Source organism: Rhodococcus sp. 14-2496-1d (genome assembly GCF_002259365.1).
Taxonomy (GTDB): Bacteria; Actinomycetota; Actinomycetes; order Mycobacteriales; family Mycobacteriaceae; genus Rhodococcoides.
This window is the reverse complement of sequence record NZ_NPFV01000031.1, coordinates 41,443-66,969: the sequence shown is the minus strand read 5'-3', so window position 1 is coordinate 66,969 and position 25,527 is coordinate 41,443. Positions and strand designations below refer to the sequence as shown.

The 25,527-nt window shown below is 63.3% G+C and carries 24 protein-coding genes and 1 pseudogene; 3 read left to right on the top strand and 22 right to left on the bottom strand.

What is annotated here, in order from left to right; genetic code table 11:
- Positions 1 to 241: 241 nt before the first annotated feature.
- On the bottom strand, positions 242 to 820 hold the full coding sequence (locus CH296_RS26450; RefSeq protein WP_143546416.1) for a hypothetical protein: 579 nt from the start codon (positions 818 to 820) through the stop codon (positions 242 to 244).
- A 157-nt stretch (positions 821 to 977) separates the two neighbouring features.
- Between CH296_RS26450 and CH296_RS29695 the strand changes: the two genes are divergently transcribed.
- Entirely contained in the window at positions 978 to 1,100 is a 123-nt protein-coding gene (locus tag CH296_RS29695) for a hypothetical protein (RefSeq protein ID WP_255032396.1), read from the top strand.
- A gap of 1,181 nt (positions 1,101 to 2,281) precedes the next feature.
- Positions 2,282 to 2,572 (top strand): hypothetical protein, encoded by a 291-nt coding sequence (locus tag CH296_RS26445; RefSeq protein WP_032375883.1) that lies wholly within the window; start codon positions 2,282 to 2,284, stop codon positions 2,570 to 2,572.
- Positions 2,573 to 2,930: 358 nt separating this feature from the next.
- Here CH296_RS26445 and CH296_RS29115 read toward each other — a convergent pair whose 3' ends face one another.
- From CH296_RS29115 to CH296_RS26340, 21 genes and pseudogenes are all read right to left on the bottom strand, one after another.
- The gene (locus CH296_RS29115) at positions 2,931 to 3,101 is read right to left on the bottom strand and encodes a hypothetical protein (protein WP_155289038.1); all 171 of its coding nucleotides are present in this window, start codon (positions 3,099 to 3,101) and stop codon (positions 2,931 to 2,933) included.
- A 422-nt stretch (positions 3,102 to 3,523) separates the two neighbouring features.
- Positions 3,524 to 3,820 (bottom strand): hypothetical protein, encoded by a 297-nt coding sequence (locus tag CH296_RS28670; RefSeq protein WP_139278548.1) that lies wholly within the window; start codon positions 3,818 to 3,820, stop codon positions 3,524 to 3,526.
- Positions 3,821 to 4,399: 579 nt separating this feature from the next.
- Positions 4,400 to 7,144: an FtsW/RodA/SpoVE family cell cycle protein gene (locus CH296_RS26430; protein ID WP_015586233.1), complete on the bottom strand. Its 2,745-nt coding sequence runs from the start codon at positions 7,142 to 7,144 to the stop codon at positions 4,400 to 4,402.
- Positions 7,141 to 7,989 (bottom strand): FHA domain-containing protein, encoded by an 849-nt coding sequence (locus tag CH296_RS26425; RefSeq protein WP_032392088.1) that lies wholly within the window; start codon positions 7,987 to 7,989, stop codon positions 7,141 to 7,143. The genes CH296_RS26430 and CH296_RS26425 overlap by 4 nt, the downstream gene beginning before the upstream one ends.
- 71 nt (positions 7,990 to 8,060) lie before the next feature.
- A complete protein-coding gene (locus tag CH296_RS26420) occupies positions 8,061 to 9,095 on the bottom strand; it encodes a PP2C family serine/threonine-protein phosphatase (protein ID WP_157773226.1) in 1,035 nt (344 codons plus the stop codon).
- Between the two features lie 404 nt (positions 9,096 to 9,499).
- Complete coding sequence (locus CH296_RS26415) at positions 9,500 to 11,914, bottom strand: DUF4407 domain-containing protein (RefSeq protein ID WP_015586230.1); 2,415 nt, start codon at positions 11,912 to 11,914, stop codon at positions 9,500 to 9,502.
- Between the two features lie 79 nt (positions 11,915 to 11,993).
- On the bottom strand, positions 11,994 to 13,142 hold the full coding sequence (locus CH296_RS26410; RefSeq protein WP_157773223.1) for a DUF4407 domain-containing protein: 1,149 nt from the start codon (positions 13,140 to 13,142) through the stop codon (positions 11,994 to 11,996).
- A 14-nt stretch (positions 13,143 to 13,156) separates the two neighbouring features.
- A complete protein-coding gene (locus CH296_RS26405) occupies positions 13,157 to 13,768 on the bottom strand; it encodes an NYN domain-containing protein (RefSeq protein ID WP_157773221.1) in 612 nt (203 codons plus the stop codon).
- A 142-nt stretch (positions 13,769 to 13,910) separates the two neighbouring features.
- Positions 13,911 to 15,305, bottom strand: a complete 1,395-nt coding sequence (locus tag CH296_RS26400) for a DNA cytosine methyltransferase (protein WP_015586227.1) — start codon at positions 15,303 to 15,305, stop codon at positions 13,911 to 13,913.
- Positions 15,302 to 16,264 (bottom strand): DUF5131 family protein, encoded by a 963-nt coding sequence (locus tag CH296_RS26395; RefSeq protein WP_015586226.1) that lies wholly within the window; start codon positions 16,262 to 16,264, stop codon positions 15,302 to 15,304. The genes CH296_RS26400 and CH296_RS26395 overlap by 4 nt, the downstream gene beginning before the upstream one ends.
- Complete coding sequence (locus tag CH296_RS26390; RefSeq protein WP_139278549.1) at positions 16,264 to 16,452, bottom strand: hypothetical protein; 189 nt, start codon at positions 16,450 to 16,452, stop codon at positions 16,264 to 16,266. Before CH296_RS26390 ends, CH296_RS26395 begins: the two co-directional genes overlap by 1 nt.
- A gap of 20 nt (positions 16,453 to 16,472) precedes the next feature.
- Positions 16,473 to 17,192 carry an HNH endonuclease family protein gene (locus CH296_RS26385; RefSeq protein WP_015586224.1) on the bottom strand — a complete coding sequence of 240 codons (720 nt, stop codon included), beginning with the start codon at positions 17,190 to 17,192 and terminating at the stop codon, positions 16,473 to 16,475.
- Complete coding sequence (locus CH296_RS26380) at positions 17,189 to 17,509, bottom strand: hypothetical protein (RefSeq protein ID WP_015586223.1); 321 nt, start codon at positions 17,507 to 17,509, stop codon at positions 17,189 to 17,191. Before CH296_RS26380 ends, CH296_RS26385 begins: the two co-directional genes overlap by 4 nt.
- Before the next feature lie 151 nt (positions 17,510 to 17,660).
- Entirely contained in the window at positions 17,661 to 18,068 is a 408-nt protein-coding gene (locus tag CH296_RS26375; RefSeq protein ID WP_032375879.1) for a hypothetical protein, read from the bottom strand.
- 343 nt (positions 18,069 to 18,411) lie between these two features.
- Positions 18,412 to 18,714: a hypothetical protein gene (locus CH296_RS26370; protein WP_032375878.1), complete on the bottom strand. Its 303-nt coding sequence runs from the start codon at positions 18,712 to 18,714 to the stop codon at positions 18,412 to 18,414.
- Positions 18,715 to 19,391: 677 nt separating this feature from the next.
- Positions 19,392 to 19,727 (bottom strand): hypothetical protein, encoded by a 336-nt coding sequence (locus CH296_RS26365; RefSeq protein ID WP_015586219.1) that lies wholly within the window; start codon positions 19,725 to 19,727, stop codon positions 19,392 to 19,394.
- A gap of 27 nt (positions 19,728 to 19,754) precedes the next feature.
- On the bottom strand, positions 19,755 to 21,050 hold the full coding sequence (locus tag CH296_RS26360) for an AAA family ATPase (protein ID WP_015586218.1): 1,296 nt from the start codon (positions 21,048 to 21,050) through the stop codon (positions 19,755 to 19,757).
- A gap of 57 nt (positions 21,051 to 21,107) precedes the next feature.
- The gene (locus tag CH296_RS26355; RefSeq protein ID WP_015586217.1) at positions 21,108 to 22,304 is read right to left on the bottom strand and encodes a hypothetical protein; all 1,197 of its coding nucleotides are present in this window, start codon (positions 22,302 to 22,304) and stop codon (positions 21,108 to 21,110) included.
- A complete protein-coding gene (locus CH296_RS26350) occupies positions 22,301 to 22,489 on the bottom strand; it encodes a hypothetical protein (RefSeq protein ID WP_032364835.1) in 189 nt (62 codons plus the stop codon). The genes CH296_RS26355 and CH296_RS26350 overlap by 4 nt, the downstream gene beginning before the upstream one ends.
- A pseudogene (locus CH296_RS26345) lies at positions 22,486 to 23,656 on the bottom strand (VWA-like domain-containing protein). Before CH296_RS26345 ends, CH296_RS26350 begins: the two are co-directional and overlap by 4 nt.
- On the bottom strand, positions 23,653 to 24,753 hold the full coding sequence (locus CH296_RS26340) for an ATP-binding protein (protein ID WP_015586215.1): 1,101 nt from the start codon (positions 24,751 to 24,753) through the stop codon (positions 23,653 to 23,655). Before CH296_RS26340 ends, CH296_RS26345 begins: the two are co-directional and overlap by 4 nt.
- On the opposite strand from CH296_RS26340, the gene CH296_RS29935 reads away from it, so the two are divergent.
- A complete protein-coding gene (locus tag CH296_RS29935; RefSeq protein WP_244165176.1) occupies positions 24,642 to 25,427 on the top strand; it encodes a WhiB family transcriptional regulator in 786 nt (261 codons plus the stop codon). The two genes, CH296_RS26340 and CH296_RS29935, sit on opposite strands and share 112 nt — an antisense overlap.
- The last annotated feature ends 100 nt before the right edge of the window (positions 25,428 to 25,527 follow it).

The following is a 25,527-nucleotide window of genomic DNA, read 5'->3' as shown; positions in this document are numbered from 1 at the left end:
TCCGCTATGGCCGTTGGCGCGCAGCGCCCGGCAAGGAAAGACCGCAATAGGCCGCCAAGGCGGCCTATTGCGGTCTTTCCTTGCCGGGCGCTGCGCGCCAACGGCCAACGGATCACCTATCTTGGTTGTCTTCCAACATCTTTCGCATTTAGTACACCTTCGGACCGCTGCGCGCCCCGACCAAGTAGACCGCTACCGGGAAGTGGGGCACGCTGCGCGTACCCCACTTCCCGTGCGACTACTACTCACCCACAGTGAAATTCACATCGAGATACGAGAAATTGTCTCGTAGATGCTGCCGTACATCGTCGAGATCTACGGCCTCGTCCGCATCTTCTTGGCTACGCGCCGATCGCGTCATTGTTAATGCAACCGTGACATTCACTTCTACATCGAAGTCACGTTCTCGGCCTTCGAGCCCCCACTGTTCGCAGAACCTCTCGAACTCGCTGCACAGACTGTTCTCGTCCGCCCATTCGCACGCGGACTCGCTCATCCGCCTGACCCACTCGCGATGGTTCGCACGCTCGGTATTGGCGCTCTCGCGTACGGCCTGCAAGGTCCGTTCGACGGCGGCCCGTTCGTGGATCGGCCGCACATACTCACCGAACCACGCGGGAGCGGCCCCAGGTGACACCGTGACCGGTGAGATGTCACGTGTACGCACCAACCCCGTCCAGCTCTTGTAGGTGTGCTCGACGGCCATCAACGGCTCACGCCACACGACAGCAACGCTTGCATGGGTCTCGGTGGCATTGCGCTCGTCCACCGAGAACCATCCCGACGCGGCGATACCGCCGCTTCCATCACTTATCTGCACATAGGCCCCCTCTGCGGGGTATCCCGCAACCAGGGGCTCTGGCAAGGCCTCGAGCACGACGGCCCGGTTCGACCAGTCAGCACCCCCTAGAGACCCGTTGTCGAAGACCACCTCGAGCACGGACGCAACTGGCAACACTGAATCGACGATCGATGTCATGGCAGATTTCAGCCTCTCAATTCGGGTGACGGATGGTCAGTCCGCCGATCAACAGAACGCCTCTGAATCTACCATCGAAACACTTGCACTGGAAGACGTAGGAGTCATCGAAACACGTTGATAAACAAAGCGTTTGGGATCACATCTATCGACAAGACGCAACCCGGCAGCGGCCGCAATTGTCCCCGGCGCACTCGGTGCCGGGGACCGGGTGCGCCCTGTCCGAAGCCAATGCCGGAATAGGATCGCTCAGGTGCCCCGTCCCTTTCCTCTTCTCGACGACTCCGTCTTCACCTCCTCCGGATACAAGCGGAGTACCAAACGGGTGGGACCCGATCTCGAGGACGCCTGCCTCTGCGGATCCCGCCGGCGGACGCGGTCCTGCCATGCGACTGCAGCCGGTCGCTGGATCGTCTCGGAACCGCCACCCCTCCTGAACGATGCTCGCACTGGCTACGCACACCCCGAGTGCTTCGGCCAGGCAGGAGCAGACTGTTCCGACAAGATCAGTAGAGAGCATTGGATCAGTGCCAACATTCACCGGCAGCTGCACATCGACGGAAAAGCACCCATGCTCAGCGGCGCACCGTGGCTGCATGGAGCATCGAAATCGGTAGGCACAAAAGCACTAGCCTCGAAGATCCTCTGTGAGCGCCACAACAATGCATTGTCACCTTTGGATTCCATTGCAGGACAGTTCTTTCAGGCAGTACGGGACATGCAGTTGTCCTTGGCGAGCACGACAGCACCTTTCCTGGGGCCGGCCGACGATCATTTCCTCCTTCTCAGTGGACCACGACTACAACTTTGGCTCCTCAAACTCGTTCTCGGGGGCGTGGCCTCACGCTCCTTCGGTGCGGCCGGCACACCCCTCAAGTCAGTCAGGACACAACCAGGGGTTGCGCTCCATGATATTCTTTGGCGCGGAGCGTTGTTCCCTAATCGATGGGGACTGCACGCTCGAAGGCACCGAGTCGATCCCAAGGGCACGCCAGAATCCATCGGCGTCATCAACCAAACAATTGACGACGAGGTATGCGGTGCAACAGTTCAATTCGGGGCACTCAATCTGAACCTCGGCCTTGGGGTGCCCGAGAACAGCGCGACGGTACAACCTGCTTCATACCGCTTCGATAGACCCTCGACAGACGTCCAGAAATACATTGCGCTTGCCTGGCCAGAGGACGGCCACGAACCCATCAGTTACTCGAACCTTGGATAGCCCACGGCGCGGCCGCTCCGCCACCAACAGCGTTGATAGCTCCCATTTCGACCTCGTATTCGCGATGTATTCTCGCGGGCATGACGCTCACCAGTTCGCTGGACCAGGCCAGTTCTACGATCCACGACGCCGGCCTCCGCATTCAATCTCTGCAGTCCACACTGGACGGCACCAAGCGAGACCTTGCGCAAACGCAGGAAGAACTGGCTCGCCTAGCTCTCGTTCTCGACACCTACGCTGCAGCTACCGAGGCTGGGCAACCTGCTGAAGGGAACCAGCTCAGACTGATCTCAGGAGCACTTGCTGCCGCAGCACAGAGCCTCACTAAGTCGTCCGACGCGCTTCGCGACGACGTGATCGCAGGCATCTAGCTAGCAGGTGACCGCCCCTTGGTCTCGGTCTCTGCGTCTCCGCGACGAGCTCGCCGGGCTTGCCAAGTACCTGATCGAACTGCATCGCTCGACAACCCGGTTTGGAGCTGGTTTGCCGCCAGGCGGGGAAGCCGTCGCTCGACACAGTTACGCAGCCCCGCCCCATAGCCCTGCAAGAGGATTGCCCACCCAGCGTAGTTGATTGAACGACCCTCGACGTCGCGCACGTGACAACAACAGTGACCCGTCGTGAATTGCTGAGCAGAACTCATCGATCCTGTTGAGCACCGACTCGGCCGGGGACGATTGCACTGTGATCCACACCGGAACCGAAAACTTTCGTATCCATTCCCACGTCTCACGGGATCCGGTAGCGGCCCACAGCAACAACACTATTCGGGTTCACGCTGTTGATGTTCGGGGTCCGATCGAACTGCGCCGCGCTACCGTTGATCTCGTCCTCGAACAGCAACTCGCACGCGCTCGACGAGTCGCGTTGACCGAACGTCCGTACGCGCAGCCGTGGCACGAATATTTGACCTCACTCGGCGACGGAGATCAGGAGTTTCTTGATCTGATAGAGGCGGCGTCCCAGCAGCTCGTAGCCCGGTCCGGACGCGCCGAGGTAGTTGCGAAGGTGTGCTTGGCTGTAATGCTCGCGTCTGGGTGTGTGGTTCGGCCGGCGTTCGACGGCGGAGCGCGGACGACCAATCGTGCAGCCGAGTCGGCCGACGGTCAGGACGACATGGCAGCGTTCCCGGAAACGTGGGCGGCGCGAGACGTCACTCGAAATAACAGGCTGGTGCTTGCAGTGGGATCGCTTCCTGCGAGCGATCCCACCTTGGCGGACGCCCTGATCACTGCGGTCGTACAGCCGTGCCGAGTCAGTGTGTTTCGCCCGCATTCTTGACAGAACACGGCGATACGCCCGGACAGTGATCGGGGATCGCTCTAGTCGAGCGATCCCAGGCGCGAGTCTTGCCGATGATCGTGGAACGACAGCATGTTGTGCGCGACGATCCACTGTAGAAACGAATCCGGGAGAGCGTGAATGGCGTCGGCATCGACGTGGTGCCCGACTTGGGTCAGGGCGTGACGGAAAAGCAGCACCTTCTGACGCTCGCCAGAGAGCCCGGGCCTGCTCGCCGAAGGCTCGAAACGCGGCGGCCACTCCAGAAGATCGCTGAAGTGCCATTCGATTAGATCGAGTGCGGCCAGATACTCCCGATGCGCCTTGGTCCCCGGCACGACCTTTGGGTAGAAGTACTGGTCAGTCGGGTCTTCTCCGGCTGTGAGACCGGTTTCTAATTCGCCCGGAACATAGTTCGGGGACGTCGGTGGCAACCGATGCACCCTGCCCGGATGTACGAGCACCCAGACTGCCTGCTCGTGGGATGTCGTTTGACCGCGTTCCAACGGTCCCGAGCAATCGACTCGGAACGACGTGGGGTCCGTTGTCACGAAAAAATTCTCGTTCATTCTCAGCGCTCTAGCGGTTGCGTGACCCCACCACTGGATATGGCAGCCTCCGCGCTGCTTGGTCCTAACCTGCGTCGCGTCCGCCCTCTCCGTGATCAAAAAACTGTTCCGAGAGAACGCCTTATGTGCATCCGGCACATCTAGTCGTCTGTATCCGTCGGTGACGTTCTTGGTGGGCCTACCGATTTCGAGGCGGTCCCCTTCCTCCAGCTGGATCGCAGGTCCGACCTGTTTCGGCGGGCTGAACCTTACGACGGGGACGCGCCTGTTGTTCGCACCGTCATCTCGGTACTTGACGATGTCCGAGGCCCACACTTCGACCGTGGTGTAATTCGTTGCCGTCATGAACTATTTTCCCTGCGTTCCTTGTGGTTTGCGACACGGGCCGATATCTTCTCGTACTGCGTCGATTGCCGCCACCGCTACCTCGGCTGCGACGGGAGCGGCATCCGCTGCACCGGATCGAGGCGACTGTTCACCGCCCAAGATTCGGACGGCGATGACTATTTCGGGGTTCTCTGCCGGCGCGAGTGCGACTACCCAGCCGTCGTAGGAACCGCGGTCGTCATCCGCGGTGCCGGTCTTCGCGGCGACCGGCATGTCGAGAATCCCGAGCTCGCCTGCGTGTCCGTCCTGCACGACCGCCCGCATACCGTCGAGCACGGGTCCGGTAACCGGGTTGTCGAGAACGAGTGCGGTTGCCGGTGGCGACGTAACGGAGTCGACATCCAGCTGGTCGTCTGTGCATTGCCCTAGCTGCACCCGCGCGCGGGGTAGTGCTCCGTTCGTCGCGAGTCGGCCCACCGCCACGGCCATTTCGTACGGTGATGCGCGGACGTCCTGCTGACCGAATCCCGTGCGCGCAAGCGCATCTGGGTCGTCGCCGACGCCTCCCACGACGATGCCGGGGTGAGTCGGGAAGTCGGCGGAATCGGCGGAGAGCACCGCGGTCATCTGGGTGATCGACTGCAGACCGGTTCGGATGGCGATCTCGGCGAATGCGGTGTTACTGGACTCCGCAAGTGCCTGGGTCAGATCGCCGCCGCCTTCGATGTTGCCGGCGTTGTGGACGATGCCGACCCCGCCCGGGGGTGTGTATTCGTCGCGAACCGGCGTGGTGGTGTTCTGTCCTGCGCTCAGGGCGCTGGCTGCGACGATGGTTTTGAACGTCGATCCCGGTGCGCTTTGCGAATACACCGCCGGGTAGCCGGCGTCATAGGAGTGTTGGTCCGAGCGGTGTGAGTAGAGGCCGAGGATACTGCCGTCCTTGAGGTCCAAGGCTACGACGTCCCCTTCGTATCCGCGGGTTTCGAGACCGTCGCGGGCAGCGGTCTGGACCGCTGAATCGAGGGAGGTGACCATTGTCGGTGATTCGCATGCCTTCTTCACAACAAGGTGTTCCAGCCATGGTCGTAAGCAAGTGCCGGCGCTCATGTTCGTGGCGACGAAGTAGGCGGCGTCGATGTCTCCGTTGAGCTGCGGTATCGACGACTCCAGGGTGCGGGTTTGCACGTCGGCATCGGTGGTCGCGTCACGCATCGTCGATGGGACGAGGAACGGCGTCCCGTCGCGGAAGACAACCGGGCCGGGGTTTCGTGACGCGGCATCCTGGGCTGCGGTTCGTGCGGGAACTTCGGGTACGACGGTTTGCCAGGCAACCAAAGTGATGACGATCAACCACAGTCCGAGGATCGCCCACTTCGTTCGGTCGACGCGTGCGACAACGCGGAGTTCGGGGACGCTTGGAACCGGCCGCCAGCGGTGGGATCCGATGCCGACGATAAGCCCGACGGCGATCCACATACAGGTCAGCGAGCTTCCTCCGTTGGAGAGGAACGGGACGACCATCCCCGTGACAGGCACCTTGTTGATGGTGGCGAGCGTGACGTACAGGGCTTGCACGGACACCATGGCTGCCAGGCCGGTCGAGATCAGGCGTGGCCCTGCGCTGGTGGCACGGATTGCCGACAGCCAGCAGGCGGTGACCAAGGCACCGAATAGGCAACAGATTGCTATGACCACTATCGCTCCCCGTTCCTCTCCGATGCCGGCGAGGACGAAGTCGTTCTCTACGTTGGCGACGTCGAGCGGGGATCCGTTGTTGAAGCCGGTGCCGAGCCAGCCTCCGGTCGCGAACGACCGAAGTGCCGCGCCTGTGTTCTGAAGCTGTCCGTCGGACGTGATGGGGTTCAACATCTGGTCGATGCGGGCGCGGAGCTTTCCCACACCGAAAAAGGTTGCGACGACGAGGACTGTACCGACGGCCGTAAATCCGATCCAGACGCGCGGTGGCGGGCCGCACACGATCAGCATGACTGCTACTGCACCGGTGAGCACGAGTACCGGACCGAGGTCGGATGCGTAGCCACCGAGGGCCGCGGCGAAGGCGACCGGCCAGCAGGCTAGCAACGCGGGCGTAACCCTTCCCGCTCGCAGCGCTGGTCCTGCGGCATACAGCATCGATCCCAATCCGATGATGATCAGGATTCTGGCCAGATCGCCCGTCTGTCCGACGAAGGGCCCGACAGATATCCAACCAGGGGCACCGTTGACTAGTACGCCGATCCCGGGCATGAGGGGAAGCGTCAGTGCGACACAACCTGCGACCGCTACGCCTGTCCCCGTGATCGAGCGAGCGGTGGTGTTCCACGTACTGCCGATCCACGCAGCGACGAGGAACGCGGCCACCCCGACCAAGGCCCACCGCGCCTGGTCGACGCCGCTACCCGGATAGAGCCTCTCCGCCGTCACGGCACCGAGGCACGTGAGGGTCCAGGCGGCGACTGGGATCACGAGGGAGGCGGATGCGCCCACAACGCGCCGAACGAACGCACACAACACGATCGGAACCACCGCTGCCGCCGCGACGTAGAGCAACGAATGCTGCACGGACCAACCCAGCTGGGCTGCTGCAGTCAGCACCAGCGCGGGAGGTCCCCCAAGAGCCGCGAGGTCGCTGGAACTCTGCCCGCCGCTGAAACCGGGTGCGCCGCCACCTGCTGGTCGAGTCGCCACCGCTTCCGTGTGTACCCGCAGGAGGGCGAGAACTGTGAGCGCCAGTACGGACAGCGTCGCGAGCATGTCGGCGATCATCTCGACGCCCCCGAGGCACTTCGTTTCACCAGACGTATCCGGTCGTGCTTTCCCAGTCGGATCACGCACTCGGACGTCGCCGCCCTCGGTTCGCGGGGGGCCACCCGGCTGTTGTCGAGCCAGGTGCCGTTGGTGCTGTCGAGATCTTCGACTTCGACCACCTGAGCGGCGGGATGCCAGCGCAGGGCAGCGTGTGCCCGTGAGACGGTCCGCGAGGAAACGACAATGTCGGATGTGGAGGATGCGCCGACCACGTAGCGCCGACCCTTGCGAAGAGCGACGCGTCGACCGTCGGGCAGATCGGCGAACCACAGCTCGGAGGCGTCACCCGGCGCGACATCGGTGATGTCGTCCTCGCCGCGCGGTCGGCGAGGGACGTCGCCGACTTGGTCGGTCGGAGAGTCGTCGCCGTCGGGATAGCGAAGTACTACCTCGACATCTCGTCGGCCGAGAGCCGGGTTTGCGCGGAGGGAGAACGCAACGCCGGAGTAGTTCCACGATTCTGCTTCAGCACGGGCGGCGAGATCTTCTCCCAGTTCACGGGAGAACTGCACCCAGATCGGCACGACGCGTTCATACATCTCCGGAGCGAGTTCGAGGAGCACGCCTACCGGCATGAACTTCGTTCGAGCGGTGCCGATCGCACCGCTCACGATCTTGTCCAGAACCCGGACACTAACGTTTTCGGGGGTGGGTAGAGGAACCCGAAGACGCTCCTGCACCGTCTTGGAGACGGCGCGAGGAGCGTTCCCCGCGAAAGTGCCCTGTGCGCGTTGGGTCCGAACCACTTTCGCAATGACAGCGGCTGTAGCGACCAGTGCTGCGATGATGATCAGAGCAGTCATGCTTTCCTCCTCGGTCGAGGAAAGCATGACGCGCTACGGCCTTCACGAACAGAACCGATGGATTCTGTAGTTCACGCGCGCTGGATTCGGCCCACGATCACTGTGATGTTGTCGGTCGCACCGGTTTTGGCAATCTCAACGAGGCGTTCTGCGATGTGAATCGTGGAGCGTTGTCGCGCCTCCACCAACGTTGATTCGATGTCATTCTCGTGCAGTGAGCCTTTCCACAGACCGTCCGTGGCGACGAGCACGATGTCGCCTGGTTCTGCCTCGTGGGCCCACACATCGGGCGTGACCGACCGCGCACCACCGATACTGCGTGTGAGCGTGTTGCCGGTCGAATGGTCTGCCGTCAATCTTCTCAGTCGCCGACCTCGCGCAGGAAGAATGTAGACGCGGCTGTCACCGACATGGGCGCCGTACAGATAGCCGGTTTCATCCAAGTGAACGATATCCAGAGTCGTTGCTCTTCCTCGATCCGCGGGGTCGTCGTCCTGGCGCGCGCGGACGTCGGTGTTCGCACGCGTAACCGCCGACGCCAGACTCATGCCGTCTTCCTCGATCGCATCGCGGACTGCCCGCAGCGCAGCGCGAGATGCTTGACCGCCGGCAGACCGCCCGCCGACCCCATCGGCTATACCCAGCAAAGACCCGCTGAGGATCGCCCAGTCCTGATTTTCTTTGCGCGGGCCGGCGTCCGTCGCGCTGTCGGCGTCGAAGAAGAGTGCGCCACCGCCGCCGCCGGGAAACGACAGTATTCGACCTACTGTCGATTCCTCGGTATCGATCCGGTCCGTCGATCGGCCGAACAACCGGTCAAGGGCTCCGCCTCGGGTGCTCGTACTCGTACTGGGCTCGCCACGATCGATTACGCGAGACGCAGGGGGCACACCGATATCGGTCATTTCGCTTTGCACAGAGTCGGTTTCACCGCCGAGTGGAACGTGACGGGTGACGGTCAGGCTGTCCGGGTTGACCGTTGCACGAGGCGCACTGAAATCGTCCGGACTCGCTTGCCGTAGCACCCGGTCGGGACCGAACGGTTGCGGTGCCGGTGTTCGCTCCGGACGGCGTTCATCGTGGAAGTCGAACAGGTTGCGAGACATGTCATTCCGATCGTCGCGGCGGGGGGAGGCGGCCTGTGATTGCGCCACAGGATCGAAGGGATCGTGTTCTGTCTGTTCCTCGCGATCGGTCCATGAAGCACCGGCCTGGGACCCAAGCCCTTGCCCACGTTCGCGGCGATACTTCAGGTCTGAAATGCCAATACCAGCAAACCGCCACACCATCAGTGGGACAACACTTCCCACGAGAAAGACTGCCAGTGCGGCGTTGTCACGGACGAAGTCGATTCTCCCCACACCGAAGACCAGCACAGCGACGAAAACGATCCACAACGCAGCGCAGGCTATCCGGGTACGCAGTGCCTCGCGGATCCCGATCTTCGCGGGCGGAACTGGCGAAGAGTTGGGGACCATCGCACGTGCCTCTCTCAGTGGTAGATGCTTGTTCATCGTATGCCCCTGACCGTCGAGCCGAGGCGTGCCAGAGCGTCCGACATCACGGCTTCGTCACCGCGGTTCTCGAGCAGCGCACCGGGGTCGGACAGGCTCTCACCCTCGGCCAACGTCAGAGCAGTGCGATCAACTCGATCGAGTGGGTTGTTCGATAGCCATCGTTCGACGAGATCAGCAAGCGGCGTAGGCACACCGGGGGTGATGACGTCCAGCCGGGGCGCGTCAGGCCTGGTCTTTTCCAGCCACCGTCGGTACTCGTCCGATCGGCGGTCGACTTTGCCGTTGTCGAGCAGGGGCATGTCGACCCAACGGGACTCGGCGAAGTCACGCGGGTACGCCCCCGAGATGAGCCGATAGACCATTGCGCCCACTGACCACAGGTCGCACAGTGCCGTTTGATGGCCGAGTCCGCGCCCCGGGAGGATCTGTTCGATCGCGGCGTAGTTGTACGTGCCGGTGAAGGTGGAGTCCATGTCGGTGAACCCTGCTTGATCGAATGCGCGGGTCGCTCCGGCGATACCGAAGTCGGTGAGCACAGCGTGAGGTTCTCCATTGATCAAGTCGACAAGGACGTTGGCAGGCTTGATGTCGAGGTGCAGGAAGCCGGCGCGGTGCGTCACGAGCAGAGCTTCCAGCGTCTGGTGGATCAACTCCAGCAGTGGAAGTATCGGCACTTCGTTACCCCATCGGTCCTCCACGTACTTCTTCATATCGCCTAGCGGGTAGTGCCTCATGACGATGAACGGTCTCTCGGAATCGTCGTCTAGCTGCACGTCTTGTCCACTGACTATGTCGACGACATGGTGCCGACCCAACGGAATGAGCCGAGCGAGAACGTCGCGTTCGAGCCCTTTTAACGCTGGCTGCTTGGCCGGCGCAAACGCAGGATCGATTTTCCCGATCTTGGCTACGAAGTATTCCTCCCGAGTCGTTTGGTCTTCGTCCTCACGATCTTTTCTGGTGCACAGCCAGAGGTCGTACCACCGTGTTCGAGCGTCCGGGAGTGGTTCCACGAGCTGGAATTTGTCCCCGTCAGTCGTTCGGAGGACGTATCCGGGTCCGACACCGTTCGTCGGTTCGGAGTCCGGGTCGACGAGTGTCTCCGGCTCATCGAGAACATCGTCACGGGCGTTGGTCGGGGATTGCCAGCGCCCCCGAATGTCGTCGGCTTGTTTCTCGAAGACGTCGGTGAAGAACGCGCGGCGTTGATCGGCCGCGGGCTTCTTCCATCCCCTCTGCTTTTCCAGGAAGTGTGGAACAGCGTGCACAGAGTCGTTGATCTTCTCGGCCAGTTCGTTGTTCGCGTCGATGCTGTCCTTGCGGACCCGCGCGTCATGACCGGTGGTGCCGCCGACGAACTTCGCGGTCAACGGCACCAGATCGATGCTGGCGAGCACGATGAACAACAGGATGCGTACTGCCCAGATAGTGGTTCCGTGTTCTCCGGAGGCAAGTGAGGACAGCGCGACGATCCGACGCAGTAGCCCGTTCTGGCTGGTGTCAGCCTCGCTGGGTACCGGTACAGCGTTGACCTGTTCGCTGACCAGAATCTGTGCTTGGCATGTATCGATGGCCTGCTGTGTCAGGTCAGTGCTCGTCGGTCCTTGGCCGCACGCTTGCAACTGGTCGGCGGTGAAGCCTGATGGTTTGAGTATCACCGTGTAGTCCTGGCGCGCAGCGACTGCTCGCTGAAGCGCTTCGTTCGCTCTCGCGACTGCAGCGGAGGCCTCTTGTCCTTCTGCGCCGAGCCCCGGGATGCCGGTTCCCGTCTCGCAGTCCGGTGCCGGGTTTGATTCGCACTTGAGCACGCGATTCGCGTCCTCGACCTGTTTCGTCGCGGCATCGACCGAGGCCGTGAGACGGTCGACGGCTGTGTTCGGGTACTCGATTTGCTCTTTGTACCTCTGCTCTGCCGATGCCTTGGCATCGAGCCGAGCCTGGTTGTACTCGTTCTGCTGCCGGACTGCTGCAGCATTGTTGTCTCGATCGACCTGCGCTGAGATCTCGTCGTCGAAAAGCGTCAGCTCAACGCCCTCGGCCATCAAGATCGCGATGCCCGCGGCGAGGAGAAAGCGCACGAAGAACAGGCTGAATTTGCTCCGCCACCGCGACGAGGTGAGCGGCCGGGAAACGATCAGGCGGTCGACGTTGAACACGACGATCGTCCACACCACTCCGATGGCAATCACCAGCGCCAGCGGCAGATTCGAGTAGCCAGTGGTAGCGAGCAGCACTGCGGAAATGCCCGAGATGATCGAGGTCACGATCACCGACATCCCCAGGCTGCAGTACCAGTTGAGCTCCGCTTTTTCCTTGATGTGCATCCAGTTGGCACCGCAGCAACCGAGTAGAAAGCGTGCGATGGGGCCGGGTCGAGTGATCGTGTCCGGTCGGGTGGGGGTTGTCATGGCCGTGGCCTTTCCGAATGCTGCTGAACGCCGACGGGATCGGCATCACGATGGTCGCAGGTGTTGAAGTAACTAGAAGTCATCCGCGTCGGCCGCTCTGCACGAGAAACAACAGAGGTAGGAGATCCACGCTGACCAGAACGAAGAACAGCCCGACCACGACGAGCCAGACCGGGCCCGCGTTCTCGGAGTTCCACAGCAAGGAACCGAATGCCTCGAGGTGCGGGAGAAGCCCGTTGCTCGAGCGCGCGGGTGGGTGCTCCGGGGCGAGTTGGTCGACGCTCGATTCGACCAGCAGCATGCCCTGACAGCGGTCGGAATCGTAGGGCGTCAACTCGGTCGTCTGTTTCGAGTATCCGCACGTTGCAAGTTGGACTGCGTCGAAGGGGGCAGGCACCGGAAAGACGGTGTACTCGGCAAGCCGCTGCTGGGCCGAAGTGCGCTCAGTGGTGACAGCATCCAGCTCTTCATTGGCCGCCACCGACCGAGGGCCTATTCCTACTTCGCCTGTGCCGGAAAAACAATCGGGTGAAGACGTCATCTCGCACATCACCATTTGCCAGGCCCCGGCTTCGCGCATTTCAAGACCGGAGACTGCGTCCTGCAGGCTGTCTCGCATCTGCGCAGGCTGCGACAGTTGCTCGGCGTACATCCTCGACGCGACATCACGGTTGGCTTCTCGGCTGCGGTACCACTCGTTCAAGTCGTCTTGTTGATGCATCGCCACGTTCACCGCGACCTGAGAGCGAACCTCTTGCCCGAAGATCGCCATCCCGAACACCCAGGAACCCGTCCCGGCAGTGAGCACGCTCACGGACGCCATGACGGCCACACTGACGAGATGCGATCCGGTTCGTCGCGACCGCGCGAACACGGTGGACGCCACGGTCGCCACCACGAGGCGGCGATACGAAAAGTAGAGGGCGGCAACAACGACGCTGACGATCGATGCCCACACAGGACCCATGTCGGCAAGCCCCGCAATGATCGTCGCGCTCAGCGCGACGATCATTGTCGAGAACAAACCAGCTACTCCGACGCTCTGCAGCAGAGTCCATGTACCAACGGGCGCAGTACGTACGTACGTCGGGCCGGCGCACCACACGAGCGCCTGGGAGAAACGACTCGGCCCGTACTGGCCGCTCAATTCCTCACCCCCTCGCTCGACTCCGCCGCCGACCGACCCGTCCGGATAGACCGTTGGCTCCTCGTCGTCGTAGGACGTCACGCTGCCTTCCCCGCTCATTGCGCTGCCCGATCGGTAGTCCGTAACTGCGGCCGACTATCGGCCATCCGCGCTGCGAACACGGCGACACCCGAGCTGCGCTCGGACGCACGTGGGCCACGCCGCGCTGCGCTCGTCGAATGCGCGTTATGCGCCTCGACAACACGGTCCGATCCACGAAGACAGATCAGATCGTCACAGCTGCAGTACAGTTCGGCGCTCACACCGACGCCGGAGGCAACGACCTGAACGACTCGAACGCCGGCAGCCCGGAGCGCGCGTGCAAGCGGTGCGAAGATGTGGTCCCCGGACGCGATGATCACCTCATCGTGCTGGTGAGCCACCCTGCCCACATCCACCGAATCGAGCAACGCGAGGTCCGCGGCATCCGGCGCGGACGTGACACCGATACGCCGAGCGTTCGCCGGGACGGCGAAGAATGCCGGCGCGGCATGTCGCCAGGCTGCGGCGACCGTAATCTGGTCACGCTCTCCGACACCCACATCGGTGACGTAGTCCGCCCACCAGGCGGAGCATCGGACAGCGGAAACGTCGCCGGACACCATGTTCTCGATGTCGAGCAAGTGCAATCTGGATGGATCGATTCGGCTAGCCCGGTCGTCGCTCATGACTTCTCCGATCTCCGTCAGGACCCGCATATACGGGGTCTGACGATGATCAAACTGGAGGAGAGGCGACGACAACAGAATCGGTGCGTCCCCTTTGCCCGGGAACCTTGAATGCAACTACAGAACGACTGTTTGGCCGATGTCAACGGCTCAAGCTCTGCACGCCGACTCCCACGATATCTCGCGAGGTCGGTGGGGTAACCGCGTTTCCGCACATCCGAACATTTCGCTGCTTGGTTCCCCCGCGTAGAACGTACGTCGACGCGAAGCCCATTGCGCCTTTGAGTTCCGGTACGTCGAGCATTCTGAAGGACAGGTCTTCGACAGCGATCGGTCGGCGTGTGGACTTTCGATGGTGAGCGGCAGCGGGCACGACCAAGCCATGGTGGTTACCCGATGCCGTCACGGTGCAGAGAGCGTCGCTGACCGATCGCGCAGTCGAACCTCCACCTCGCAGCTCTGCGATGAACGGGGTGATCACCGCATGATGGCGGCCGCCCGCGGATACGGTCGACAGCGCCTCCGAGGTTCGATGATTCTTCGACTGGCCCCGCAGCACCGACACGAACGGCTCGAACACCGGGGCCCGCCCCTCAGACGGCCGTGATCTTGCCTGCCGATACTCGAACAGCGTGCCCGCGGCTTCTCTCGCGTCCTCGGCATGCGGAGCTGCCCAATACCGGTCGATGCCGGCCTGGATTCGTGCGATCGTTTTCGGCTTCAACGGACGAGTGCGGTCCCCTATCCGCTGGCCGGTCTTGGTCCAGTCGATGATGGTCGAGGCAGGGAGCCAGTCGGGCTCGAGCACGGTGTCCGCACACGCACGTGCGGGGCACCGGTAGGAGTACTGGCTACGGTACTTACCCACAGCCACCCCTGGGTTCTTCCAGGCCTGCAACGCACGCACGGGCCCGCAGCGAGAGCAGGTTGCCGGCGGACGGACCACGGTCTCGAAGTCAGGTGCCCGGTTGCCGGCCTTCCAGAAGCACACATAGAGGCGATCGCGGGACTGCGGCGCTGGTGTCCCAAAAGTCCATGAGTGCATCGAATTCAGGCAGATAAGGCGATGTTCGTAACCGAGGGCGTGCATCGCCGCGATCCATGGCCTGTAGAGAGGCCATGAGTAGATCTCGACGACGTTCTCGACGAAAACCAATTCGTATCGGTGATACTCGGTGAACCGAACGACGTCCCACATCGTCGCCCTCGATCGCTCGGCGGCCTCGGACGGTAGGTCGTCGGACAGTAACGAGATCTGCGCGGCGAGGCGCTTGGCCCCGCGAGCATTCGAGTGCCAGGTGCATTCGGGGCTGAACCATCCGATTGTCGTGCGAGGAAACAGCTTCGGAGTGATCTGAGAGAGGTCCGCGAGGATGTGCTCGGTGTGCTGGTGGTTGTACTGGTGCGTCTCGATTGCCTTGTCCCAGTGGTTCGACGCTGCCGATACCCTCACCCCGGGGATGGCGATCATTCCGGTCGTAGATCCGCCGGCACCGCAGAAGAAGTCCGATGCCGTGATGTCGAGCGATCCTCTCATCGTCCGGCTCCGTCGGGCACGCTGTCCCACACCCGTCGGTCGAGGATCCGGCCGGCGGCCTTACGGCCGACTCGTCGAACTTCGGTGCCGTCGTCGAAGTGGTGGTAGTCGCGGAATCTGGCGATCACCTCCGCTGGTGCCCACTCGCCCCACTGCTTGAACAGAAAGGGCACATCGGCAGCGGTGCACTGGTCCCGGATCTCTCGTACCCATCGCGGATGCATAGGCCGTGCCCCGCGGCCGGACTCACCGCCAACGATCACCCAGTCGAGCGCTGGTTCGCGCTCGCCGCCGCATTTCGAGTCTTCGACCGAACGGAGCCCGTCGCGAGTCAGCGCTCCTCCGATTCTGCTGGGTCGTAGGCGCGTGAAGTCGATCGGTCCGAGGAGCGGTTCGGCAGAGACGAACCGAAGAGCTGCAGGCGTGTCCAGCAGCGCCCATACTCGCAGGTCTGCAGTCTTCTGGTCTTCGGCCGAGACGCCGATCCACAGGTTCGGCAGCGGCCAGCTCTGGTACCAGACATCGGCGGGGCGGAAGGCTGCGACGACGCCAGCGATGGCGTCGTCGACGGCGCGGCGGAAGGCATCGGACTGGAGCAGTGCCCGCATCCGAGCGGGTCTCTTGGTGAGCAATTGAAAGGTGTGCTGGCGGGCGAGCGCGATCACCGCGAACACCGCGAACACCCGGGCGATGTAGTCGTCCGGGATTGCTGGATGGAAGAGGTCGCTCATCGAATTCACGAAGATCCGGCGTGGCCGGCTCCATCGCAGCGGCTGGTCGAGCTTGCCGGGGCGCATCTCGACGTCGAATCCGTGCTCGAAGTAGTGCCCCGGTGTGCCGCGGAACCGCTCAGCGAGGGTTTGGGCGTAGCAATGATCGCAGCCCGACGAGACTGCGGTGCAGCCGGTGACCGGGTTCCAGGTTGCGTCGGTCCATTCGATGGCCGTGGCGTCGCCCATCATCGCTCTTCCGGGTCGTGGAGGGCATCGAGGAGCTGGAATCGTAGATCGGCGTCAATCGCGAACGAGATCCCCCTGCTGGGCAATTCGATCGTGTAGCTGTTTCGATCAGGTGCGGTCGTGATGATCCATGGGTTGGGGTGGAGCGGGACAGCGTTTGTGTCGGTGGTGGGGTCGGTTTCGGTCATGGCGTCCTCCGAACGTTGGGTCATTGGCTGCAGACGCTCGACGCTGTTCGCGCATCGGCGCTGGTGATGTCGAGGTCGTATTTCGCGGCCACGGTGAGATACGAAGTGACGTAACGGCATTGGTATGGCGCGTTGGGTGGCAGCCAGGTGTCGATTCCCTTGTCCGACTTCTGCTGATTCGTACGTCCGTCCACCGCGAGCAAGTTGATGTCGACGTCGTTGGCGAAGGCGGTTCGCTGGTCGATCGACCAGGCCCACGCCCCTGCGTCCCACGCCCTCGCCAACGGGTACACGTGATCGATCTGAATCTTCCCGAGGTCGTCGATCGTCGATCCTGTGTAGGGGTCGTGGAGTATCCCTGCTGCGACTTTGCAGTCGCGGGTTCCGGGCTTGAACTCGACGTCGATCAGTTGGGTTGCCAGGACGTCGTTTCGAGTGTCACAGCCGTTGTGCGATCCAGGGGCGGACGAGTCATCGGTCCACGCCGGGCCGAACACGCACCCTGAGCCCTTCTTGCAGGATCGGTCGTATCCATCGACGTCTGCGAGCGAGTCCACCGTTTCGAGCTGAGCGAGGAGCTGCGCGATGGGTACAGGCGTGCTCGCCGCGGCTGGGTCTGGGGTGTTGACCACCGCTAGTCGTGAGAGCGGATCGGCGTGCGTTCCGAACGTGTACGTCCCGACCGCGAGTACGGCCATCACGATGGGCACCGCGATGCGGAGTCGTCCGCGCGCGCTCATCGAACCGCCTCCGCCGGCAAGTCGGCATGCCCGCAGCTTCCGCGCCGCCTACGGTCCGAACGGTCTGACCAACGATGCAGTAGTGCCAGAGTCAGAGCCGAGAAGGCAGCGAGCAACGTGCCGGCCAAGGAGATGACCAAACTGACGGTGACCAGATCCTTCACGATCGGCAGAGCCCCGTTGAAGATCGCGAGCATGCCGACGACGTAGCCGACACATGCAAGCGCAACAGTGCGAGCCTCGCGGCGGCCATCTTCGGCCGCGAGGTGGCGCTCTACGTCGTGGATGAGGCCGTCTCGGCCGGATTGTGGGTCCATCAGGGAGTCCTTTCGTAGTGAGCGCGATAGCAAACGCAGTCCTGCACGGGGTAGATAGCGTGGCGGTGAGGTCTGTGACAGCCGGCCACTGAATCGCAACCCAGGAGCGTTCTCCTGTGGCTGCACCGGGCGGGCAATATGCGCCCGGGTGTCACAAGCGTTGCGAGTTCGGGGCCGTCTGGTACTGGTCTAGTGGCCGGTCGCCGGGATGGACCGGGCCGACGTTGCGACGCCACGGCCCGGTCAGGTAGTCGTAGTGCTCTTGAGTGAAATCGGAACCGATCAGATCTCGTACGACCAAGCCTCGGCCGACATCGCGGGCAGCGACTCTGGCAGCCCCGCATCCGAGGACGCCGAGCAGGTTCATGGTCGCTGTGAGTTCGTGACGCCGATTGTCGCCGCAGGCCGCCGTGTGGGCAGCATGTGTCGCTTTCCGCCAGCCGGGTGCGCACCACCACGCGGCGCTGACCGTCTCCGGTGCGGTTTCCAGCAGATCGGACTCGACGTCGAGGGTGCGCGCCAAGTCGAACACCTGCCGCCACCGCAATCCGAAAACCACCTCGAAAACGTGGTCCGTCAGCTCATGGTCAGGAACGGTTGGTCGGAAGCGGTCGGCGGCGTTCGGAGTAGCAGCAAAGTACCTCTCAGACAGGCCGTGTTGCATCCGGCGATGGACTTCGCTGGCGATGGCGCTGTGCGCCTTACTGTTCGAGCTGCAGCCGGTACTGCCGGCAGCTCGTGCGTGCGGTGAGAGGTCGACCGAGGGCGGCCGCGTTGTCGAGATCGAGGATTGCATGGGTACTCCCGTTTCTGTGGGACAGATGGTCGGTCTGTCGATCAATTTCTGACTGGTCTCTGTGCCGCTATGCGACCAACAACGCGGCGCTATATCACTCTGCTGCTTAATTTTCCGATCTTTCAGCGCCGTCCAGCCAGTCACCGATCCTGCCGCGGACGGCGTCACCACCGGGGGGATCGTCGTAGGCGTCTTCGAGCGCTCCCCGCGCTCCGGATGAGATGACCGCGAGATCGCAGTCTCGTGTGTCGGCCCAGTCGCCCCACGTCCATCCCCTTCCTGCGTCGATGTGAAATTGTGTTGCTGCAGCCGGAACACCGTCGACGAAGACTTGGATGTGGGTAGGACCATCTGGATCGCGGACGACGATCACCTCGATCCGAAGTGCGGGGGCGAATCTTCTCGTCACGATGTCGCACCGGCCAGACGCTCGGGCCTGTCGAACTCCCCTGCCGCCCGACTATTCGAGTTCACAGTCCGGTGGTGGCGCGACGCAGCCTCTCTCGGTGGCCGTGCCCTGTGAACGGGCTTGGCATCCGTTGCGCCGCTACGCCGTCGAAGCAGCCACTCGATCCCGGTTGCTACAGCACACGCCACGGAGGAAACGGCGAACACCATCGCTACACGACGCGGATCTCCGTCGATGGCGGCATCGTCGGTCCGGCGCAGCAGTGCAGCCCAAGCCAAGCCGGCAAATGCAGCGAAGACAGCCAACACCCCCGCAACACCGCGCGCTACGGCTACCACGCAATATCGCGACGAACCCGAACTGCTCGCAGGTACATGATTCCTACCGTCGATCCGGACGAGGACTCTCATATTCGACACACCTCTGCACTTCTCGGAAGTCGGATGGTCAGTCCGCTCATCTGGTGAAAACGCCGACAACAACAGAAGTCGTCGTCGCCGCGGCTTCGTGGAACCACCCACCAAGCCGATACGCCAGGACACTACCCACCGGACCCGGAGTTCGCTAGGGCTCAGCAGCGAAAACGTCCCCGGCGCACCCAGTGCCGGGGACGGGCCTGGGGCGAGCAGCGACCCGGCGCACCGAACCGCCGCTCACTCCTCTCCCCAGAGCGTCCCCTACTCGGTCCCGTACAGCTCGCAGCGGTAGTGGTCTTGACCGCGTTCGTCTACGGCGTCCCAATCGACGCCGACGGCGTCGGCAAGGTGCCGCAGGTCGCTCAGAAAGTCTCCGAACACCGTTGTCAGTTCCTCGGTTTCGAGGCCGATCGGTCTGGCGTATGCGATCAGCCCTTCGGCAGCGTTGGCCGCTCGAACACCGTTGTCCCGGCTTTGGGTATCGAGGGTGTAGCCGATGCGCGGACGCTCGCGTCCCTCGACCGATGCGTGGAGTTCTTTCGGCGTCTCGATGCCGGATAGCCGCTCGGCCTTGTACTCGATACTTGTGTCGGACATGTTGTGTGCCTTTCTTTTTGGGGATCGCTACACGACGGGCGTGCAGTGCAGTGCGGCCATCAGGCCGGTGTGGGTGGCGTGAGCCGGGGATGGTTCGGCGTGTTCGAGGACGTGGGCGGTGGCGTCATCGATGACCACAGTCATGTGGGCTCGGTGGCGGGTGAGCATCACGCACGCTCTGCCGGGGTCGAGATTGAACGGCTCGGCTGTCCGGTACCCGGCAAGCGGGTGCAACACGACAACGGCGGCGCGTTCGAGGCCTTGCAGAGAGTTTGCGGTGCCGACCAGTACGTCGGGGTGATCCGAGAGCAAGGCCCGGACAGCGGCAGCCTGCGTGACATGAGGGACGACGACAGCCAGGTCCGCCGCTGTCATGGCCCGCTGTCCGTCCGGTGTGGTCACATCGGCGTCCAGCAGTTCTCGCGCGCGCAGGGCGCACTGTGTGGCCAGGACGGGGTCGGTTGGGCCTCCGATGACCCGCACTGGCCGATGCGCGAGTTCGGGCAGGCCGGGGCCGCTGGAATCGGTCAGATGCTCCGGTGGGCGACGGGAAGTGAAAGGCAGGCCGGGGTAGAACAGCGGTTGAATGAGGGCCGTTGTCCTCGCGCCGAGACGCCAGGTGTGTCGCAGACGGACCACGCCGACCGAATCGCCGTGAGCTGCTTGCAGAGCGAGGGGGGCAGGCAGGTTCGGTGCGGTCTCGCTGCCCTCCCACCGCGATACGTCTCCGGTGACCACCGGATCGATCTGTCCGGGGTCTCCGACGCAGACGACCTGTCGAGCCATCGCGCCGAGCGCCCCCAGATCGGCGTAGGTACATTGCCATGCTTCGTCCACGATCAACACATCGGCACCGATTCGGTCCGGGTCCGAGAAGAGCCACGGCGCCGTGGTACCGATGAGAATTGCGCCAGTCTCATTCGACCACCGCACTTTTCGTCCTGTCACTACGGGAGTGCTTCCACTGTCGGGGAGGGGTGCTTTCGCCTTCCAGATCAACGCTGCTCGATCTGTCAGCGCGCCGAGCCGACGCGCGATTTCCACGGCTTGTTCTCGGGTTTGCGCCGCGATACCCACCCGTAGGTCTGCGCGATGGGCCAAGGCGGCGGCGAGCAACGCGACCAGTCGAGTTTTTCCTGCGCCCGGTGGTGACGGGACGACGACAACGGGGTCTCCGGACCACACAGAGAACAGCACGCGTGCAGTGATCGGGTCGGCCATGATCTGTGATCCGGGCCAATGGGCGGGCGATGACGGTTCGGTTCCCTTGAAAGGTGTTGCGTCGGGGTTCGGGGTGTCCGCTCCGGGTGCGACGATACGCATTGTTGTCCCGTTCTTCTTCTAATGTGTTGTTCATGAATACTTTTGGTCGTCTTCTGATCACGGAGCGTCCTCTGCACCCGCTATCAGGACATCGAGCGGGACTTCGCGGCGCACGGCGCTCGGGGCTTGTCCGGTCGAAAGCCAGGAACGGCGAGCGCGGTACAGATTCCAGTACCTCGCCCGTCCTGCTCGCATCGTCGCCGGTGAAGGCGGTTGGGGCATCAAGGTCACCTGGTCTCCGTCGTTCGGTGCGTGCGCTCCGAACACCCCGATACCGAGCGTCAGTTTGCCGTTGACCACCTGTGCGGACGTGACGTCGGCAGAGAAGCGCTCGAAGGGTTGATCGAGCGGTGATCCGACCCATCCCGTAACTGCCGAATCAACCCGCATCCTTGAGTCCAGCCGGTCGCAGGTCACCGACACCGAAACGTTGCGGCGGCGTGAACCTGTCGGCGGTGCCGCCACCGATGCGATGCCCTGGGCCACGTGTCCTGTATGCAGCGCACGTACTCGCCACAGTGGATCACTCAGCAACGCAGCGGCTTTGAGGTCGGCGGCATCGCATCGGGTCCGTAGTCCCATGGCCGCACTAGCTGAGTTGTCCGGCCGTGACCAGTCGTGGCCCGCAGTCGTGGCCGACAATGTCCGATCCCAGGAGTATCGGTCATCGTCGTGTATCGGATCGAGAAGCGGCAACAGCGGTCCCGTTGCGATGCACGCTGCCCACTCATGCAGGCCTGCGACGCTCTCGTCGGTAATGCCGAGCCAGGAACGCCATGTTCGGGCCGCTCGCTCGGCGTCGGGCGCAGTGCCGAGGACCAGACGCGAGGACGACGCAGCAACCAGATCGATCACCGCCGACGTTCCGGGATGGTCGGCTCGATCGGCCCACCATCCGATCATGGCGGCAGCCCCCGCTATGTCCGGATCAGGGTGGTGGGCGTGCGCACGCGCCAGGGCCAGCAGGCTCGGTATCGTCGCGGCGTCATCGGTGAGCAGCATGGCCGGTTCAGCCGTACCCACCGTCGTTGCCCCGTTGCGAGCGAGCAGGGCCAGAGCCTCGGTGTCGTGCGCGGACTCTTCGGTGCATCCATCTCGAGCGACGGACACGGCCAGCGTTGTTCCTCGCGTGACCGCACGCACGGCCACGGCGGCTCTGGACGGCTTGAAGGTGGCATGTGCCAGCCGAGGGACCGGTTGCATCTTTTCGGCGGCATAGAGGCGTTGCGCGAGGTCGAACCACTCCACGCTCATCGCTCGTCACCGTCGACGAGGATCAGGGCGTTGCTCGCGCACTCCCACCCTGCGCGCAACGCCATTGTGGCGGCGTCGGCCGCTGCGCTGGCGACGACGATGCGGATATCGGCGGCGGCGATTCCAGTGCCGGTGAGCACCCTGTCTGCGTACTTGAGCAGTTCCACGGGTCCGCTTTCGTTCATCGTGTGGCCCCCGATCCGACTGGCACGTGCACCGTCGATGCCCATGCCGGTGTGACGCCCCTACCCTGGACGCCGCCGATGATTGCGCACACTAGGTGGGACCTCGTGGGCCGGTCGGGCCAGGGTGTATCGCCATCGGTCAGCACCACGACGACGTGGGGTGCAGGGCGCGCAGCGTTGGCTGCGGCGATTCCCACCCTCATATCGGTTCCGCCACCACCAACCAACGTCACATCAGCGACCGATCGTACGTGTTGTGCCGTAGTGGATTTGGCGTCACACGCCAGAATCCGAACCCGGTCGCGTGCTATGCCACCAGCTTTGAGAACTCCCGCCACTTCGCCCATCGCGGCATCGAGGTCTGCGGCGGGAGGGACGGGAGTACGAATAGTTCGTCCTACCCGCCTGCTCTGCCAACGCACGCCGAATTACGGCCCGTAGCAGACGATCCCACGCTACCGTGGGCGGGGCGAGAACATCAGCTGCCCACCGGACCAGTCCCGCCGGGGCACTACCTCGACCGGTACCAGCTGCTTCGCGAACTGCCTGCGCGATAGATCGGCGCACCAGGTCCGCTTCCGCATTGTCCAGTCCCTCCGTGATCACTTCTCCCGAGCCGATGAGTTCACCGGGGACCACAGGGCACCCCGATCCTGATCCGCATCCCGGATCGCCCTCAGCGCCAACGAGTTCGGTGACAGTCTGATGCGCAATCGGGTCACGCAGGTAGTCGTAGTACTGCTCGGCTGTGTCTCCGGAAAGGCAGCCGAATGATTGAGGGGTGATCACCCCTTCGGGCAGGCTGACTCCCGCAGCCAACAGGTCGTCGTTGATTTCGGCGTCGGCCGCGAAGTTCCACACCAGATGATCGATGGGCTTCGCCAGAGCGGCGGCACGGTCGGCGTGTGCCCGTAACAAATGCCCGACCTCGTGCAGCAGCACTGCACCGACCATCGGCACCGGCCACGCGCAAGGCCCGACCAACAGATCCGGATCCAGGTACAGCCGCCACCGAGCGTCGACCGCAAACGTACCCAGGCCCGGTGCCGCCACGGGTTGCGCTGCGAACAGAGCGCGCATGAAGTACGGCATCTGCTCAGCCGACACCAGCCGCGCGAGTCGGAACGCTCGCATTTCAACCGGCTCGAGCTCACGCACGCCGCTCATGCCGCAGCCTCGACCAAACCCGCTGCCACCAGCATCGGCGCAAACCGGCGCGCGCTCGCAGGAACAGCGGCCTTCGCCGGTCGCGCTTTCGCCAGAGTGCGTGCCGCAGCCCCGGCCACGTCGGGTGCTCCTGCCTCGGCGGCGGCAATCAGCGGACCCCAGGCGTTGCGCCACGCTTCGACGGTGCCCCGCGAGGCCGCCCACGCCGTCACGCCGGACAGCACGGCCCACACCAGATCAGGACGCGAGCGCCAATCGAACGCCGTCTCGGGGTTTTCGATCACGGCAACGGGGTCTGGGAGGTCGGCCTTGCGACGCCATTCGAGGAATTCGACACCCGCGCCTTCCCCGATCAAGCCGAATACCACCGCGTTGGTCGCCGCATTGTCGTCGTCGCAAAGATGTGGCAACACCCGCGCAAGCATCGACCAGGTGCGCCGAGACGGCCATGCTCCACCTGTCTGCACTCCGACCTTCGGAAACGCATCGAGCGCCTCGGGCGCACGCTGGATGTACCCGATGATGGAACTGCGCACCAACGCCTCCCGCTGCTCGTCGCTGGTCACCGCACGCGAAGAGGCCGTGCTTGCCCAACCCGTGGCCATACCGTCGAGCCATTCATCGACAGACGGCGTGAACTCGATGTGGCAGAAGCGGTTTGCTAAGGGAGCCTCCAACTCGTACCCCCCTGCAGCGCAATCGGGCGGATTCGCACCTGCGATGACCCGAGTCCCCTTCGGCAGTTGCAGATCACCCACCTTCAAATCCAGTGCGACTGCCAGCATCGCCGCCTGAACGGCCGGTGGACTCGTGGTCAGCTCGTCCAGAAAGAGGTAGCCCCCACCCTCTGCATGTAGCCGTCGCGCCCAATCCGGGGCCTCCAATCTCACGCCACTCTCACGGACTACCGGTAGGCCTGCGAAGTCGGCGGGCTCCCGCAAGGACCCCAAGACCGTTTCGCACAACACCCCCTCGGATGCAGCAAGTGCTCGAACCAGGCTCGACTTCCCCATACCCGGACCCGAGATCAACAACGACGGGACACCAGCCCTCCCGCACGCATCCACAACAGTTACCGCAGTCGCCAAATCCGGCATCGCAAAACTCCTCGAAAGATGGGCAAGATGGTCAGTCTCACCAACAACAGGACGCCTCAATCTTACTGCGTCAGAACGCTTTTCACCCAGTCACACCAACCGTCAACGTCCCCGGCGCACTCAGTGCCGGGGACATTGACGGTCCGGGCTCAAAGAGCACCGGACCGCCACGTGTGCTGCGTGAAGTGTCCGGGTCCCTCGATATCGTCGAACCCACTCGAAAAAGGCCGGGTCGCCCGAAAGAAAGGACCCAACACGTGACACCGCTCGAAACAGCCATCGCCGCGCCACTGCCCCCGCCCGCGGCGGCGGACATTTCGTCATGGCGCTCGGACGCATTGTGCGCACAGACAGACCCCGAGGAGTTCTTCCCGCCCCCGGGTGGAGCAACCAGCAGAGCAAAGCGGGTCTGCGCAGAATGCCCCGCCAGAGCCGCTTGCCTCGCCCATGCACTGACGTACAACGAACAACACGGAATTTGGGGCGGAAGGACACCACGAGAGCGCCAAGAGCTTCAGCACACCACAGCCATAGAGAGCCGGCCTACCCGGCATCAACAACAGGCGCTCACGATAGCCACGCTTTCGGCCCAGAACGTCCCAGCCGAGTCCAGTGCAAGCCAGCTCGGAATCACGACCCGGCAGGTGTACCGAATACGCTCCCGCACAGCGTGAATCAACGCGCGATTCGCCGGTCAGACCTGCCTGGTGATGCCTACCCCGTTACAGTCGGCGCGATCAACCGCGGTTGATCGTCGAAGCGTCTCGACTTGCG

Bases quoted from the DNA above. Each gene is read 5' to 3' on its own strand.
- CH296_RS26425 (WP_032392088.1), bottom strand. From the start codon at position 7,989: ATGACTGCTCTGATCATCATCGCAGCACTGGTCGCTACAGCCGCTGTC.
- CH296_RS26430 (WP_015586233.1), bottom strand. From the start codon at position 7,144: ATGATCGCCGACATGCTCGCGACGCTGTCCGTACTGGCGCTCACAGTT.
- CH296_RS26380 (WP_015586223.1), bottom strand. From the start codon at position 17,509: ATGGACCCACAATCCGGCCGAGACGGCCTCATCCACGACGTAGAGCGC.
- CH296_RS26400 (WP_015586227.1), bottom strand. From the start codon at position 15,305: ATGAGAGGATCGCTCGACATCACGGCATCGGACTTCTTCTGCGGTGCC.
- CH296_RS26415 (WP_015586230.1), bottom strand. From the start codon at position 11,914: ATGACAACCCCCACCCGACCGGACACGATCACTCGACCCGGCCCCATC.
- CH296_RS26390 (WP_139278549.1), bottom strand. From the start codon at position 16,452: ATGACCGAAACCGACCCCACCACCGACACAAACGCTGTCCCGCTCCAC.
- CH296_RS26445 (WP_032375883.1), top strand. From the start codon at position 2,282: ATGACGCTCACCAGTTCGCTGGACCAGGCCAGTTCTACGATCCACGAC.
- CH296_RS26355 (WP_015586217.1), bottom strand. From the start codon at position 22,304: ATGAGCGTGGAGTGGTTCGACCTCGCGCAACGCCTCTATGCCGCCGAA.
- CH296_RS29695 (WP_255032396.1), top strand. From the start codon at position 978: ATGGCAGATTTCAGCCTCTCAATTCGGGTGACGGATGGTCAGTCCGCC.
- CH296_RS26350 (WP_032364835.1), bottom strand. From the start codon at position 22,489: ATGAACGAAAGCGGACCCGTGGAACTGCTCAAGTACGCAGACAGGGTG.
- CH296_RS26340 (WP_015586215.1), bottom strand. From the start codon at position 24,753: ATGCCGGATTTGGCGACTGCGGTAACTGTTGTGGATGCGTGCGGGAGG.
- CH296_RS26420 (WP_157773226.1), bottom strand. From the start codon at position 9,095: ATGTCTCGCAACCTGTTCGACTTCCACGATGAACGCCGTCCGGAGCGA.
- CH296_RS26365 (WP_015586219.1), bottom strand. From the start codon at position 19,727: ATGTCCGACACAAGTATCGAGTACAAGGCCGAGCGGCTATCCGGCATC.
- CH296_RS26395 (WP_015586226.1), bottom strand. From the start codon at position 16,264: ATGGGCGACGCCACGGCCATCGAATGGACCGACGCAACCTGGAACCCG.
- CH296_RS26405 (WP_157773221.1), bottom strand. From the start codon at position 13,768: ATGAGCGACGACCGGGCTAGCCGAATCGATCCATCCAGATTGCACTTG.
- CH296_RS26385 (WP_015586224.1), bottom strand. From the start codon at position 17,192: ATGAGCGCGCGCGGACGACTCCGCATCGCGGTGCCCATCGTGATGGCC.
- CH296_RS26360 (WP_015586218.1), bottom strand. From the start codon at position 21,050: ATGCGTATCGTCGCACCCGGAGCGGACACCCCGAACCCCGACGCAACA.